The organism is Sodalis sp. RH24 (genome assembly GCF_047324145.1).
Lineage (GTDB): Bacteria > Pseudomonadota > Gammaproteobacteria > Enterobacterales > Enterobacteriaceae > Acerihabitans.
Genome location: NZ_CP178729.1, coordinates 4,501,944 through 4,516,347 on the forward strand (window position 1 = coordinate 4,501,944; position 14,404 = coordinate 4,516,347).

General features: G+C 60.8%; 12 protein-coding genes. 8 read left to right on the forward strand and 4 right to left on the reverse strand.

Annotated elements, in window-relative coordinates; all coding sequences use genetic code 11:
* Window positions 1–16: 16 nt before the first annotated feature.
* The 6 genes from ubiI (at window position 17) to ACL2XG_RS20475 (ending at window position 8,566) form a co-directional block, all read left to right on the forward strand.
* On the forward strand, window positions 17–1,231 hold the full coding sequence (gene ubiI, locus ACL2XG_RS20450; RefSeq protein ID WP_413721418.1) for an FAD-dependent 2-octaprenylphenol hydroxylase: 1,215 nt from the start codon (window positions 17–19) through the stop codon (window positions 1,229–1,231).
* Between the two features lie 355 nt (window positions 1,232–1,586).
* A complete protein-coding gene (gene gcvT / locus ACL2XG_RS20455) occupies window positions 1,587–2,684 on the forward strand; it encodes a glycine cleavage system aminomethyltransferase GcvT (RefSeq protein ID WP_413721417.1) in 1,098 nt (365 codons plus the stop codon).
* A 26-nt stretch (window positions 2,685–2,710) separates the two neighbouring features.
* Window positions 2,711–3,103, forward strand: a complete 393-nt coding sequence (gene gcvH / locus ACL2XG_RS20460; protein WP_410013598.1) for a glycine cleavage system protein GcvH — start codon at window positions 2,711–2,713, stop codon at window positions 3,101–3,103.
* A gap of 141 nt (window positions 3,104–3,244) precedes the next feature.
* Window positions 3,245–6,109, forward strand: a complete 2,865-nt coding sequence (gcvP, locus tag ACL2XG_RS20465; protein ID WP_413721416.1) for an aminomethyl-transferring glycine dehydrogenase — start codon at window positions 3,245–3,247, stop codon at window positions 6,107–6,109.
* A 368-nt stretch (window positions 6,110–6,477) separates the two neighbouring features.
* The gene (gene eptB, locus ACL2XG_RS20470; protein ID WP_410013600.1) at window positions 6,478–8,130 is read left to right on the forward strand and encodes a kdo(2)-lipid A phosphoethanolamine 7''-transferase; all 1,653 of its coding nucleotides are present in this window, start codon (window positions 6,478–6,480) and stop codon (window positions 8,128–8,130) included.
* Between the two features lie 187 nt (window positions 8,131–8,317).
* Window positions 8,318–8,566 carry a transcriptional regulator gene (locus tag ACL2XG_RS20475; protein WP_413721415.1) on the forward strand — a complete coding sequence of 83 codons (249 nt, stop codon included), beginning with the start codon at window positions 8,318–8,320 and terminating at the stop codon, window positions 8,564–8,566.
* Between the two features lie 122 nt (window positions 8,567–8,688).
* Here ACL2XG_RS20475 and ACL2XG_RS20480 read toward each other — a convergent pair whose 3' ends face one another.
* From ACL2XG_RS20480 to ACL2XG_RS20495, 4 genes are read right to left on the reverse strand one after another with little or no spacing between them, the layout of a single operon-like run.
* Window positions 8,689–9,543 (reverse strand): metal ABC transporter permease, encoded by an 855-nt coding sequence (locus ACL2XG_RS20480; protein ID WP_413721414.1) that lies wholly within the window; start codon window positions 9,541–9,543, stop codon window positions 8,689–8,691.
* Window positions 9,540–10,409 (reverse strand): metal ABC transporter permease, encoded by an 870-nt coding sequence (locus ACL2XG_RS20485; protein ID WP_413721413.1) that lies wholly within the window; start codon window positions 10,407–10,409, stop codon window positions 9,540–9,542. The genes ACL2XG_RS20480 and ACL2XG_RS20485 overlap by 4 nt, the downstream gene beginning before the upstream one ends.
* The gene (locus tag ACL2XG_RS20490) at window positions 10,409–11,221 is read right to left on the reverse strand and encodes an ATP-binding cassette domain-containing protein (protein WP_410013604.1); all 813 of its coding nucleotides are present in this window, start codon (window positions 11,219–11,221) and stop codon (window positions 10,409–10,411) included. Before ACL2XG_RS20490 ends, ACL2XG_RS20485 begins: the two co-directional genes overlap by 1 nt.
* The gene (locus ACL2XG_RS20495) at window positions 11,218–12,075 is read right to left on the reverse strand and encodes a metal ABC transporter substrate-binding protein (protein WP_413723492.1); all 858 of its coding nucleotides are present in this window, start codon (window positions 12,073–12,075) and stop codon (window positions 11,218–11,220) included. The genes ACL2XG_RS20490 and ACL2XG_RS20495 overlap by 4 nt, the downstream gene beginning before the upstream one ends.
* 379 nt (window positions 12,076–12,454) lie before the next feature.
* Between ACL2XG_RS20495 and mntR the strand changes: the two genes are divergently transcribed.
* Window positions 12,455–12,925: a manganese-binding transcriptional regulator MntR gene (mntR, locus tag ACL2XG_RS20500; protein ID WP_413721412.1), complete on the forward strand. Its 471-nt coding sequence runs from the start codon at window positions 12,455–12,457 to the stop codon at window positions 12,923–12,925.
* A 187-nt stretch (window positions 12,926–13,112) separates the two neighbouring features.
* Complete coding sequence (gene zigA, locus ACL2XG_RS20505) at window positions 13,113–14,318, forward strand: zinc metallochaperone GTPase ZigA (RefSeq protein WP_413723491.1); 1,206 nt, start codon at window positions 13,113–13,115, stop codon at window positions 14,316–14,318.
* Window positions 14,319–14,404: the final 86 nt, after the last annotated feature.

A 14,404-nucleotide genomic window follows, 5' to 3' on the forward strand; every position in this document is an offset into this window, starting at 1 on the left:
AAAGGATATTACAGTTATGCAAGCATTTGACGTGGTCATCAACGGCGGCGGCATGGTCGGCCTGGCGCTGGCCTGCGGACTCCAGGGCAGCGGCATGCGCGTGGCCGTGCTGGAACAACAGGCGCCGGAGCCGGTGCCGCCGGCCGATAGCCCCGCGCTGCGGGTATCGGCCATCAACGCCGCCAGCCAGCGCCTGCTGGAACACCTGCAGGTCTGGGACGATATCGTCGCGCTGCGCGCCAATCCCTATCAGGGCATGCAGGTCTGGGACAACGATGGCTTCGGCAATATCGCCTTTGACGGTAAACAGCTGGGCTACGCCCATCTGGGCCATATCGTCGAGAACCCGGTTATCCACCAGGCGCTGTGGCGCCGGGCCGGGCAGCTGTCCGACGTGACGCTGCTGTGCCCGCGCGCGCCGCGCCAGATTGCCTGGGGCGAGAACGAAGCGTTTATCACCCTCGACGACGGCGGCATGCTGACCGCCCGGCTGGTGGTGGGCGCGGACGGCGCCAACTCCTGGCTGCGCCGCTACGCCGATATTCCGCTGACTTTCTGGGATTACCAGCATCACGCACTGGTGGCCACCGTGCGTACCGAACATCCGCACGGCGGCATTGCGCGCCAGGCGTTTCACGGCGACGGCATCCTGGCGTTCCTGCCGCTGAGCGATCCGCATCTTTGCTCCATCGTCTGGTCCCTGCCGCCCGAGATGGCGCAGTCGCTCCAGGAACAGGCGCCGGCCGGATTTAACGCGCAGCTGGCTGCGCACTTCAACCTGGCGCTGGGGTTATGCGAATTGCAAAGCGAACGGTTAACCTTTCCCCTGACCGCCCGCTATGCGCGGGATTTCGCCGCCCACCGCCTGGTGCTGGTGGGCGACGCGGCGCATACGGTCCATCCGCTGGCCGGGCAGGGGGTAAATCTCGGTTTTATGGACGTGGCGGAACTGCTGTCGGAGCTGCGCCGGCTGCAGCAGGCCGGCAAGGATATCGGCCATCATCCCTACCTGCGGCGCTATGAGCGCCGTCGCAAGCATAGCGCTGCCGTGATGCTGGCCGGCATGCAGGGGTTCCGCCAGTTGTTCGACGGCAATAACCCGCTGAAAAAATGGGTGCGCGACGCGGGACTGCGCCTGGCCGATACGGTACCCGGGGTCAAACCCCGGCTCATCCGCCAGGCCATGGGGTTAAACGATCTGCCTGCATGGCTGGAACCGGGCGCGGTTTGACTGAAATAAACTAATTTAACCCGCTATTTTGCATTATATTTTCTAATCCGATATCGGGAATAAAGTCTTTGCCCCTGACCAAAGTCAGGGTTTTTTGTTATCATATTTTGCTTTTGACGGCCGGCATTTATTGTTTGTGCGCCGTATTCGCCACTTTGCCAACATAACATGCTGATTCATGCCTATCCCCTCCGCCTGCACCGCCCTGGCCGCAGGATAATTTAATTTATGGTTTCCCCTGGGATTCAGTGGTAACTTCTGGCAAAAGGTATCGTTTGCGCCGCCGGATTCGCTGTGGGCGTCGCGGCGTAAAATTCAATTTTACAGCCCCTGATTTGACGACAAAGAGGACGAGATGGCCCAGCTGACATCGTTGTATGAACAGCACATAGCGTGCGGCGCGAAAATGGTGGACTTCCATGGCTGGATGATGCCGCTGCACTATGGCTCCCAGCTGGAGGAGCATCACCAGGTGCGCCGCGACGCGGGCATGTTTGATGTGTCCCATATGACCATCATCGATTTAACGGGCCCGCGCACCCGCGAATACCTGCGCTACCTGCTGGCGAACGACGTGGCCAAGCTCACCGTGCCCGGCAAGGCGCTCTACAGCGGCATGCTGAACGCCTCAGGCGGCGTTATCGACGATCTGATCGTCTATTTCCTCGAAGAGACTTATTTTCGCCTGGTGGTGAATTCCGCCACCCGCGACAAAGACGTCACCTGGGTGACCGACCACGCGGCCCCCTACGGTGTGTCGGTACGGGTACGCGACGACCTGGCGCTGATTGCCGTACAAGGCCCGCGGGCGCAGGAGAAAGCGCGCACGCTGTTTACCCCCGCGCAGCAGGCGGCGGTGGCCGGGATGAAACCGTTCTTCGGCGTGCAGTCGGAGGATTTATTTATCGCCACCACCGGGTATACCGGCGAGGCGGGATTTGAAATTGCGCTGCCGAAAACCGAGGCGGAGTCCTTCTGGCGCAAACTGCTGGCGGCGGGTGTCAAACCCTGCGGCCTGGGCGCGCGCGATACGCTGCGCCTGGAAGCCGGCATGAACCTGTACGGCCAGGAAATGGATGAGCGTATTTCTCCCCTGGCGGCCAACATGGGCTGGACCATCGCCTGGCAGCCCGAGGATCGGGATTTTATCGGCCGCGAGGCGCTTGAAGCCCAGCGCCGCGCCGGCACCGACCAACTGGTCGGCCTGGTGATGACCGAAAAAGGTGTGCTGCGCAACGACCTGACGGTACACTTTACCGACGCCGACGGTAATATGAAAACGGGCGTGATAACCAGCGGTTCGTTCTCGCCCACCCTGGGTTTCAGCATTGCCCTGGCCCGCGTGCCCGCCGGTATCGGCGAGCACGCCATTGTATTAATCCGTAACCGCGAAATGCCGGTTAAGGTGACCAAACCTGGTTTTGTGCGCGCCGGTAAACCGGTCGTTCAATAATTAACTTTGCAAGAGTGAGGAAGGCAATGAGCAATGTGCCGCAAGAACTAAAATATACCCCCTCCCACGAATGGGTGCGCAACGAAGGTAACGGCGTGTATACCGTCGGCATTACCGAACATGCCCAGGAACTGCTGGGCGATATGGTGTTTCTCGACCTGCCGGACGTCGGCACGTCTTTCGCCGCCAGCGACGATTGCGCGGTAGCCGAATCAGTGAAAGCCGCCTCGGATATCTATGCGCCCATCGGCGGCGAGATCGTGGCGGTGAACGAAGAGCTGGAAGCGTCGCCGGAACTGGTGAACAGCGCGCCCTACACCGAGGGCTGGTTGTTCCAGATCAAGGCCGACGACGAAAGCGAGGTCGCCGGATTGCTTGACGCCGAGGCTTATGAGGCCACGCTCGACGAAGACGAATAACCGCCACCGAGACCCGGTCCCGCACGGTTAATTAGCCGTCCGGAGGCCAACAGGCGGGACAGGGCGTTGGAATACCGGCCCCTGTCCCTGCCGAGCACGTTGCCTTTCCCCGTCCCATGCCCGATGCAGGAATTGTTGTTTATGACCCAGACTCTCAGCCAGCTTGAACACCATGACGCTTTTATCAAGCGTCATATCGGCCCCAGCGCGCAGCAGCAGGCGCATATGCTGTCGGCTATCGGCGCCGCGACGCTCGACGCGTTGATTGGCCACATCGTCCCGGCCGACATCCAGCTGCCGGCGCCTCCGGCGGTCGGCGATGCGGCCACGGAATCCCAGGCGCTGGCGGAGCTCAGGGCCATGGCGGGTCTTAACCAGCGGTTTAAAACCTATATCGGCATGGGCTACAGCGCGGTGGTCACCCCGCCGGTGATCCTGCGCAATATGCTGGAAAACCCGGGCTGGTACACCGCCTATACGCCTTACCAGCCGGAGGTCGCCCAGGGGCGCCTGGAAGCCTTACTGAATTTCCAGCAACTGACCCTCGACCTGACCGGGCTGGATATCGCCTCCGCCTCGCTGCTGGATGAAGCCACGGCGGCGGCGGAAGCCATGGCGCTGGCCAAGCGCGCCAGCAAGCTCAAACAGGCCAACGTTTTTTTTGTCGCCGACGATGTCCACCCGCAAACGCTGGACGTGGTGCGCACCCGCGCCGAGACCTTCGGTTTCGAGGTGATCACCGGCCCGGCCCCGCGCGCGCTGGAACAGCAGGGCGTCTTCGGCGTGCTGCTGCAACAGACGGGCACCACCGGCGAACTGCATGATTACCGCGCGCTGCTGGCCGAACTGAAAACCCGTCACATCATCAGCTGCGTGGCGGCCGATATGATGGCGCTGGTACTGCTGGCGGCGCCGGGCGCGCAGGGGGCCGACGTGGTGTTCGGCTCTTCCCAGCGTTTCGGCGTGCCCATGGGCTACGGCGGCCCGCACGCGGCGTTTTTCGCCGCCCGTGACGACGTCAAGCGCTCCATGCCGGGACGTATTATCGGCGTGTCCCGCGACGCGGCCGGCAGTACCGCCCTGCGCATGGCGATGCAAACCCGCGAGCAGCATATCCGCCGCGAAAAGGCCAACTCCAATATCTGCACCTCGCAGGTACTGCTGGCCAATATCGCCGGCCTGTACGCGGTCTACCACGGTCCGGAAGGATTGAAACGCATCGCCGCGCGCATCCATCGCCTGACCGCCATCCTGGCTTCCGGCCTGACGGCGGCGGGACTGACGCTGCGCCATGCCCGGTGGTTCGATACCCTCACCGTCAATGTGGCGGATAAAGACGCGGTGATAAGCCGCGCGCTGGCCCGCGGCATTAACCTGCGCGCCGACCTGGACGGGGCGGTGGGGATAACGCTTGATGAAACCACCGGCCGCGACGACCTTGCCGCGCTGTACGGCGTGGTGACCGGCGGCGACGCCGTGCTGGATATCGACGCCCTTGATCGCGCGGTCGGGGAGGTCATCCCGGCGGATCTGCTGCGCGCCACGCCCATCCTGACGCATCCGGTGTTTAACCGTTACCACAGCGAAACGGACATGATGCGTTATATGCATCAGCTGGAACGCAAGGATCTGGCGCTTAACCAGTCGATGATCCCGCTCGGCTCCTGCACCATGAAGCTGAACGCCGCCGCCGAGATGATCCCCATCACCTGGCCGGAGTTCGCCGAGCTGCATCCGTTTTGTCCCGTCGGGCAGGCGGCCGGCTACCAGCAGATGATCGCCCAGCTCTCCCGCTGGCTGGTGCAGCTTACCGGCTATGACGCGCTGTGCATGCAGCCCAATTCGGGCGCGCAGGGAGAATACGCCGGCATGCTGGCCATACGCCGCTATCATGAGAGCCGCAACGAGGGCAACCGCCGGATCTGCCTGATCCCCAGCTCCGCCCACGGCACCAACCCGGCGTCCGCCCAGATGGCCGGCATGTCGGTCACCGTGGTGGCCTGCGATAAAAACGGCAATATCGATTTACACGATTTGCGCCGGAAAGCCGAACAGGCCGGCGATCAGTTGTCATGCATCATGGTGACCTACCCGTCGACCCACGGCGTATACGAAGAGACCATCCGCGAAGTCTGCCAAATCGTGCACCAGTTCGGCGGCCAGGTGTATCTGGACGGCGCCAATATGAACGCGCAGGTCGGCATCACCTCGCCGGGCTTTATCGGCGCCGACGTTTCGCACCTGAACCTGCATAAAACCTTCTGCATTCCCCACGGCGGCGGCGGCCCGGGCATGGGCCCCATCGGCGTGAAAGCGCATCTGGCGCCGTTTGTGCCGGGGCATGCCGTAGTACATATCGACGGCGTGCTGACGCGCCAGGGCGCGGTATCCGCCGCCCCGTTCGGCAGCGCCTCGATCCTGCCGATCAGCTGGATGTATATCCGCATGATGGGGGCCCAGGGACTCAAGCAGGCCAGCCAGGTGGCGATCCTGAACGCCAACTATATCGCCAGCCGGTTGCAGTCCGCGTTTCCGGTGCTGTATACCGGGCGCGACGGCCGCGTCGCCCATGAATGCATCCTGGACATCCGGCCGCTGAAGGAAGCGACCGGCATCAGCGAGATGGATATCGCCAAGCGCCTGATCGATTACGGTTTCCACGCCCCCACCATGTCTTTCCCGGTGGCGGGAACGCTGATGGTCGAGCCCACCGAATCCGAAAGCCAGGTGGAACTGGATCGCTTTATCGACGCGATGCTGGCCATCCGCGGTGAAATCGACCGGGTGGGCAGCGGCGAATGGCCGCTGGCGGACAATCCGCTGGTCAACGCGCCCCATATCGAGCGCGAGCTGGCGGGCGCGTGGTCCCATCCCTACAGCCGGGAAACCGCGGCATTTCCCGCGGGCTTCGGCAATAAATACTGGCCGAGCGTAAAACGCCTGGATGATGTTTACGGCGACCGCAATTTATTCTGCTCCTGCGTGCCGATCGAGGATTATGAATAGGCGCTGACCGGCGCTGTCCCCGCTCGACGCGCCGGTATCGCACCGGGACGGGCGGGGGAGCGGGCTTGGCCGCATCCTACGCCTTTCCTGGAAAGCCCAGCCCACCCGGCGCCGGGCGGACGGCGATCGCCCCTGCGCTGACGCCCATTACCGCTGTTTTACCCCGCCTGCTGCGGCCGACAACACGTGTTGTTACATCATATCGTCTGATATTCGCCTGACTAAATGAACCACCTGAGCTATACGGAGGTCCGATAAGGATTATCCCTCGTCTGATATTACGAAGACATTAAAGATGGCCCGGCGGAGTGTGATTAAGTACGGGATGTGCTTATCCGCAGTCATTTATACTGAGAAAAATAGAATTAATGAGAAAGCTTCTGCAACTATCCCAACTGAAAATTTCCCTGTTTATCGCTTTTTATATCGGGATTATTCTTAACATACCCATTCTGATCCGCCGCTACCAGCAACTGCAATATAATAATGCCTTGTCGGTGGCTATCGAAGTGCTGGCATTGTTTTCACTGGTGTTTTTGTTGACCATGCTGCTCTCGCTGCTGGGCAAGACACTCTATCGCGTACTGGTCACCCTGGTGGTGGTCAGTTCGGTGGCCGCCAGTTATTACATGGTGCTGTACAACGTGGATATCGGCTACGGCATCCTGGCCGCCGTGATGACCACCGATGTCGACCTGTCAAAGGAATCGGTGGGTTACCACTTCTTTATCTGGGTTATCCTGGTCAGCCTGATCCCCCTGGCGCTGATTTGGCTGGCGCCGATGCCCGAAGCGGCGCTCAGGCGCAGCAACGTCAGGCATATTTCCAAAAAAGGGCTGCTGATCGTTACCGCCGCCCTGTGCTGCTGGCTGCCGCTGAAGCTGATGGGCCAGGTACAGGACCAGCACGATCGCGAGAATAACCGCACCATGGCCAGCTACGGCGGCGTGGTCGCCGGCTCCTACTCGCCGTCAAACTGGCTGTCGGCGCTCGGCATGCTGATCTACAGCTCTTATAGCCAGGCGGAGGACAGCCGCAAGCTGTACGACCCGGCGCAGCATTTTACGTATGTGGCGCCGAAGGATGTCAAGGATCTGTATGTGGTGTTTATCATCGGCGAGAGCGCGCGCCGCGACCATATGGGCGCCTACGGCTACCAGCGCGATAATACGCCCAACCTGGACAAGGAAAAGAACCTGGCGCTGCTGCAGGGCTACTCCTGCGATACGTCCACCAAGCTCTCCCTGCGCTGCATGTTTGTGCGCGAGGGCGGCGCGTCGGAAGCGCCGCAGCGCACCCTGAAAGAGATGAACGTCTTTTCCGTATTAAAAAAACAGGGCTTTAGCTCCGAGCTGTTTTCCATGCAGAGCGAGGCCTGGTTCTATAATAAGGTGATGGCCGACGACTATGCCCTGCGCGAAACCATCCAGGCGGAAAAACGCAACGCGGGCGAGCCGGTGGACGATATGGCGCTGGTGGACGAACTGCACGATTCCCTGGCGCGCCATCCCGACGGCAAGCACCTGATCGTACTGCATACCAAGGGTTCCCATTATATGTATACGGAGCGTTATCCGCGCCAGTTCGCCCGTTACCAGCCGGAATGCCAGGGCATCGACGATGCCTGCTCCACCGAGGAACTGGTCAATTCCTATGACAACAGCCTGCTGTACACCGACTATTTCCTGAAACAGGTCTTCGATCAGCTGCGCGATCGTAACGCCATCGTGTTCTACGCCTCCGATCATGGGGAATCCATCGCGGAAAATATGCATTTCCACGGCACGCCGCGCGATCATGCGCCGATTGAACAACGCACCATCCCCATTATGGTCTGGGCCTCGGACGGCTTCCTGCGCGGGAGCGATCACCAGGCGGCGTTTAGCCGGCTGCGCGCCCTCGCGGCGGCCAAGACGCCGGTATTCCATGAAAAACTCTATGACAGTATCTTAGGCTGCATCGGCTTTACCTCCCCCGACGGCGGCATCGTCAAGCAGCGTAACTGGTGCCAGACGCCCTAGGCCGCGGCGTCCCGGTCAGAGATGGCCTTGGCGAGACGCCGGTGATGCCCGGGGATCTGATTTTTCAGTCATCACGCCCCATACCGGCACAAGGCACCCTGTGCCGGGTATGGCGGACACCCACGGTGTTGACATCGCGCCTGCTGCATGTCTACTCATTGTCGATACTTTTACCTATAAGGTTGTTATGCATACCCAGGCGGTTTTACAAAAATGGGGCAATAGCATTGCGCTGCGTTTATCCGGTAACCTTAAGGCCATCCCGCGTTTCGAAGCGGGGGATACGGTGGATATCGAGATGAGCGAGCAAGGATTAGTCACTCAAAAAGCCCATAAAAAACGGTTCCGGGAATCCGACCTGTTAATGGGACTTACCGCGTATACCGCCCATGCCGACGATCTGGCGGCGCCCATCGCTGGGGAGCTGGATTACTGATGTTTATTCCTGGACGCGGCGATATTTGCTGGCTGGATTTTGCACCAACAAAAGGGAAGGCGATTGGCAAGTATCGCCCGGCGCCAGCACCATGATAGCGTCGCCGCGCCCGGCGGATGCGCTCAGGCGGCGGCCGCGTGATTTTTGCGCCGGGCGAGGCGATAGATTTGCGCCGCCACAAACAGCACGGCCTGGACGATAACGATGCAGGGCCCGGTGGCGCCGTCGATATAAAAGCTTATCAGTGTGCCGGTAACGCAGGAGAACACCGAGACCAGCACCGCCGCCAGCAGCATCCCGTCGAACCGGCGGGCGAGCAGGGAGGCGGTAATGCCGGGTGAAATCAGCATGGCGATCACCAGTATCACGCCCACCGCCTGCAGGGCGGCGACAATGGTCAGCGCCAGCAGGCATAACAGGCCATAATGCAGCGTCTTTACCGACAGGCCCAGCACCCGCGCCTGGGCCGGATCAAAACAATACAGCATCAGATCCCGGCGCTTGACCAGGATGACCAGGGATACCGCGCCGGCTATCAACACGACCTGCCACAGCTCCGCGGGCGTAATGCCCAGCACATTGCCGAACAGGATATGGCTGAGGTGCTGGTCGGTATCGATACGTGAAAATAGCACCAGGCCGAGGGCGAACATGCCCGAGAAGACAATGCCCATGACCGTGTCCTCCTTGACCCGGCAGTGGTCTTTGATATAACCGGTGCCCAGGGCGCATACGATACCCGATCCAAAGGCGCCGGCCACGATCGGCAGTCCGGCGATATAGGCCAGGATAATGCCCGGCAGCACCGCGTGGGAGATGGCGTCCCCCATCAGCGACCAGCCTTTGAGCACCAGGAAGCACGACAAGATGGCGCACACCACGCCGGTGGCGATGGCGGCGATAATCGCCCGTTGCATAAACGGAAAGCCCAGTGGTTCGGCGACATAGGCGAGCAGGTAATCCAACCATGCCATCATCCGGCGCTCCGTCTGTCTTTAGCCCGCGCCCGGCCACGCATCTTGGCGGCCAGCAGCCCGTGTTTCGGCGCCAGCAAAAACGCCAGCAGGAAAACCAGGGTTTGCAGGGTAACGATAACCCCGCCGGTGGCGCCGTTCAGGAAATAGCTCAGCCAGGCGCCGCAGGCGCTGGTCAGGGTGCCGATGATCACGGCGATCGTGATAAGGCGCGGGAAGCGGTCGGTCAGCAGGTACGCCGTGGCGCCGGGCGTTATCACCATGGCTATGACCAGGATGGCGCCGACCGTTTGCAGCGCGGCCACGGTACAGGCGCTCAACAGCGTGAAAAAAATAATTTTCAGGCGCAGCGGCGACAGGCCGATGGAGACGGCATGGCCCTCGTCAAAAAACGCCGCCAGCAGATCCTTCCAGATCACGCACAGCACGATAAAAGACACGCCGCTTATCACCTGCACCTGCAGGACATCCGCGTCGGCTATCCCGAGGATATTGCCGAAGATGATCGATTGCACGTTGACCGACGTGGGATTTAGCGAAACGATCAGCAGCCCGACGGCGAAAAAAGTGGTGAAGACAAAACCGATAATGGCGTCCTCGCGCAGCCGGGTATAATGGCGCACCAGCGTCATCACCAGCGCCGCCAGCATACCGGTCAGGAACGCGCCGGCGGCGATGGGCAAACCCAGCGCATACGCGCCCGCCACGCCCGGCACCACCGAGTGGGACAGCGCATCCCCCATCAGCGACCAGCCCTTGAGCATCAGGTAGGCCGAAAGAAAGGCGCAGACCCCGCCGACAATGCCGCTTACCCAAATGGCCTTGAGCATATAATCGTACTGAAACGGCTGTAGCAAGAGCGCCATCATCACGACACCCGCTTATCGGCGTCGACCGCGCGCAGTCCGGCCCGCGGCGCCCCGGCCGCCGCGATATCAAACTGGCGCAGCCTGCCGCCGAATACCCGCTCCAGGTTTTCCTGGGTAAAGGCGGCGGCGGTAGGGCCGGCGGCCAGTACTGTGCGGTTGATCATCACCACCCGGTCGCAAAATTCCGGCACGCTGGCCAGGTTATGGGTAGAGACCAGGATCAGATGGCCTTCGGCGCGCAGCGATTGCAGCAGCGCGATAATGGCATCTTCGGTCTGCACATCAATACCGGTAAACGGCTCGTCAAGGAGCATGACCCGTCCCTGCTGCGCCAGCGCCCGCGCCAGGAACACCCGTTTGCGCTGGCCGCCGGACAGTTCGCCAATCTGGCGCTGGCGGAATGCGCTCATGCCGACCCGCGCCAGCGCCCGGTCCACCTGGGCCTTATCCTCGGCGGAAGGGATGCGCAGGAAAGACATTTTGCCATAACGCCCCATCATCACGACATCCGCCACCAGCACCGGGAAATTCCAGTCCACTTCCTCGGTTTGCGGCACATAGGCAATCAGGTTTTTACGCAGCGCCTTCGCCACCGGCAGGTTATCCAGGGTAACCTTGCCGGAGGAAGGGCGCACCATGCCCATAATGCTTTTGAACAATGTCGATTTGCCGCTGCCGTTGATGCCGACCAGCGCGCAGATGGTGCCGCCGGTAAGCCGGAAACTGGCGTTGCTGATGGCGGTATGGCCGTTATTGTAGGTGACCGTCACGTCGTCCACCCGGAGATCGGGCTGATAGCCGGTGTTGTTCATTGGCCGAACCCCCTGGCGATGGTATCCACCGTCACGTTAAGCAGGCTGAGGTAGTCGGGCACCGGCCCGCCGGCTGCCGACAGCGAATCGACATATAGCACGCCGCCGTAACGGGCGCCGGTTTCCTTGGCGACCTGCCGGGCGGGTTTATCCGAGATGGTGCTTTCGCTGAACACCACCGGGACCTGCTGCTTCCGCACCAGATCAATCACCCGGCGCACCTGCTGGGGCGTGCCCTGCTCCTCGGCGTTGATCGGCCAAAGATAGGCTTCGCGCAGGGCGTAATCCCGCGCCAGGTAGCTGAAGGCGCCTTCGCTGGTCACCAGCACGCGCCGGGATTCGGGAATATTGGCCAGCCGGGCGCGCAGCGGGGCGTCGGTGGCGGCGATTTTCTCCGCATAGGCTTTGGCGTTGCGGTTGTAGGCGTCGGCGTTGGCCGGGTCGTATTGCACCAGCGCCTTGCGGATGTTTTCCACATAGATCAGCGCATTGGCGGACGACATCCAGGCATGGGGGTTGGGATTGCCGTTATAGGGGCCTTCACGGATAGGCAGCGGCTCGATGCCCTCGGTGACTACGGCCGAGGGCACGTCATGGATATTATCGAAAAAACGGGCAAACCAGCGTTCCAGGTTCAGGCCGTTCCACAAAATCAGGTCCGCCGACTGGGTCTTGACGATATCGCGCGGGGTAGGCTGGTAATCATGGATTTCCGCGCCGGGCTTGGTGATGGATTCCACTACCGCCGCGTCGCCGGCCACGTTGCGCGCCATATCCTGAATAATGGTAAAGGTGGTTATCACCTTGAATTTTTTCTCCGCCATGGCGGGGGTGCCGGCAAGCGATAACGCCATGCCAAACAGCAGGCCCCATGGCGCCAGGGCGGAAAAACGTCTCTTTAACGGCAATAACGGCATGTCGGCGATCTCCATAAACGCTTCCGGTCATCAGGCTGGCCCTGGCAGGGTCGGAGTACAGTGTCGTCATCTTTTACCGATGTCCGCACGGCCGGGGCGTCATTACATTTGTATGTATATAATTAACAAGTGATGCTTTAATGTTCATATATAGCATGAGCTATACTGTATAGCAAAGGCAAACTTAATCTGTTTGTCGTCACCGCCGCGCCGTGCATGCCTATTTTGTTTATCAACGCCTTTGGTAACAATGCTATGCTTTACCTCGCCATCGCCGGTGATGGCCTTATGCAGCCGTACATCAAGAGGAAGGACTATGACCACCCCTGAAAAAGCGGATATGCCCGTCCGTAGCACGCAACTTGTGGATGTACAGGAACATGCGCAGGGTTTCCTTCAGGTCAGGGCCGCCCACCGTGCCGAGCTGATGGACGATTATGTGGAGCTTATCGACGATCTTATCCGTGATTTCGGCGAAGTCCGCCAGGTGGAATTGGCCGCGCGGCTGGGCGTATCGCAGCCCACGGTGGCGAAAATGCTGAAAAGGCTGGCCGCGGCGGGGCTAATCCGGCAATTACCCTACCGCGGCGTTTTTCTTACCCCCGAGGGCGAGGCGCTGGCGGCGCGCAGCCGGGAAAGGCACCAGGTGGTCGAGTCGTTCCTGCTGGCGCTGGGCGTCAGTCCTGAGACGGCGCGCCTGGATGCCGAAGGGCTGGAGCATCATGTCAGCGAAGAAACGCTGGCCATTTTCCGCGCGTTTACCGAACAGGCCGCCCGGCAAAAATAACGGCCTTTACCTTATCCATTCCTTCTGTGTGTCCCGCAGGCGAAAGACGCGGGAAAGCTCTGGTCTTTATTGAATACGTTATGTTATAACGTAACATTAAAGCACGGACTTCTCCGCCCTTTTACCAACCACAACACTGATGGAGTGAAACATGCGTGCGACAGATAAAATGCCCGGCATAACCCGGATGGGGGAAGGGCGTGCATCCATTCCCCTGCCGGTAACCGTGCTTTCGGGGTTCCTTGGCGCGGGTAAAACCACCTTGCTTAACCACATCCTTAACAATCGGCAAGGCCGCCGCGTGGCGGTGATCGTCAATGATATGTCGGATGTGAATATTGATGCGGCACTGGTGCGCGACGGCGGCGCCGAATTGTCCAGAACGGATGAAAGGCTGGTGGAGATGAGCAACGGCTGCATTTGCTGCACCCTGCGGGAAGATTTGCTGCTGGAAGTCGGCCGGCTGGCGAAAGAGGGCAAATTCGACCAATTGGTCATCGAATCCACCGGTATTTCCGAACCCCTGCCGGTGGCCGAGACCTTTACCTTTACCGATGACGACGGCCTGAGCCTGTCGCACGTCGCCCGCCTGGATACCATGGTCACCGTGGTGGATGCGTTCAACTTCCTGCGCGATTACGGTTCGCGCGACAGCCTGTCATCCCGGGGCGAATCCCTGGGCGTGGAGGACCCGCGCACGGTGGTGGATCTCCTGATCGAACAGATCGAATTCTGCGATGTGCTGGTGCTGAACAAAATCGATCTGATCGGCGAAGACGAACGCCTGCGCCTGTTGGCTATCCTGCGCGGCCTGAACCCAAGGGCAAAAATCGAAGCGGCTGAATTCGGCCGGGTGGCGCTGGATAGCGTCCTGAACACCGGATTGTTTGATTTTGACCAGGCGGCGCAGGCGCCGGGCTGGCTGAAGGAGCTGCGCGGCGAGCATACGCCGGAGACCGAAGAGTACGGCATTACCCATTTTGTCTATCGCGCCCGCCGGCCGTTTCATCCAGAGCGCTTCTACGCCTGGATTGCGAAGGATTGGCCCGGGGTGATGCGTTCCAAGGGTTTTTTCTGGCTGGCCACCCGTCCGGCGCATGCCGGTTCATGGTCCCAGGCCGGCGGCGTCAGCAGGCATGCTCCGGCTGGCTGCTGGTGGGCCGCCATACCCCGCGATCGATGGCCCGGCGATCCCGATACGCTGGCATTTATTCACGACAACTGGGTTGACGGGGTCGGCGATGCCCGTCAGGAACTGGTGCTGATCGGAATCGGCTTGGATGAGGCGGGTTTAAGGGCAGGTTTTGACGCCTGTCTGCTGACCGATCGGGAAATGGCGCAGGGACCTGAGATGTGGTTCTGGTATGGCGATCCGTTTCCGCAATGGTCATAACCTGGCTTTGGCTGCTTTTATCGGGAAAAGCCCGCACTACTGATAAAGATCCCTGCTTATTTCGCCGGGTACGCGTATAATCGCCG

What these genes read in the sequence shown, in the direction of transcription:
- gcvH (WP_410013598.1), top strand. Translation starts at nt 2,711, where the DNA reads ATGAGCAATGTGCCGCAAGAACTAAAATATACCCCCTCCCACGAATGG.
- ACL2XG_RS20485 (WP_413721413.1), bottom strand. Translation starts at nt 10,409, where the DNA reads ATGATGGCGCTCTTGCTACAGCCGTTTCAGTACGATTATATGCTCAAG.
- mntR (WP_413721412.1), top strand. Translation starts at nt 12,455, where the DNA reads ATGACCACCCCTGAAAAAGCGGATATGCCCGTCCGTAGCACGCAACTT.
- gcvT (WP_413721417.1), top strand. Translation starts at nt 1,587, where the DNA reads ATGGCCCAGCTGACATCGTTGTATGAACAGCACATAGCGTGCGGCGCG.
- ACL2XG_RS20495 (WP_413723492.1), bottom strand. Translation starts at nt 12,075, where the DNA reads ATGGCGTTATCGCTTGCCGGCACCCCCGCCATGGCGGAGAAAAAATTC.
- ACL2XG_RS20480 (WP_413721414.1), bottom strand. Translation starts at nt 9,543, where the DNA reads ATGATGGCATGGTTGGATTACCTGCTCGCCTATGTCGCCGAACCACTG.
- ubiI (WP_413721418.1), top strand. Translation starts at nt 17, where the DNA reads ATGCAAGCATTTGACGTGGTCATCAACGGCGGCGGCATGGTCGGCCTG.
- gcvP (WP_413721416.1), top strand. Translation starts at nt 3,245, where the DNA reads ATGACCCAGACTCTCAGCCAGCTTGAACACCATGACGCTTTTATCAAG.
- eptB (WP_410013600.1), top strand. Translation starts at nt 6,478, where the DNA reads ATGAGAAAGCTTCTGCAACTATCCCAACTGAAAATTTCCCTGTTTATC.
- zigA (WP_413723491.1), top strand. Translation starts at nt 13,113, where the DNA reads ATGGGGGAAGGGCGTGCATCCATTCCCCTGCCGGTAACCGTGCTTTCG.
- ACL2XG_RS20475 (WP_413721415.1), top strand. Translation starts at nt 8,318, where the DNA reads ATGCATACCCAGGCGGTTTTACAAAAATGGGGCAATAGCATTGCGCTG.
- ACL2XG_RS20490 (WP_410013604.1), bottom strand. Translation starts at nt 11,221, where the DNA reads ATGAACAACACCGGCTATCAGCCCGATCTCCGGGTGGACGACGTGACG.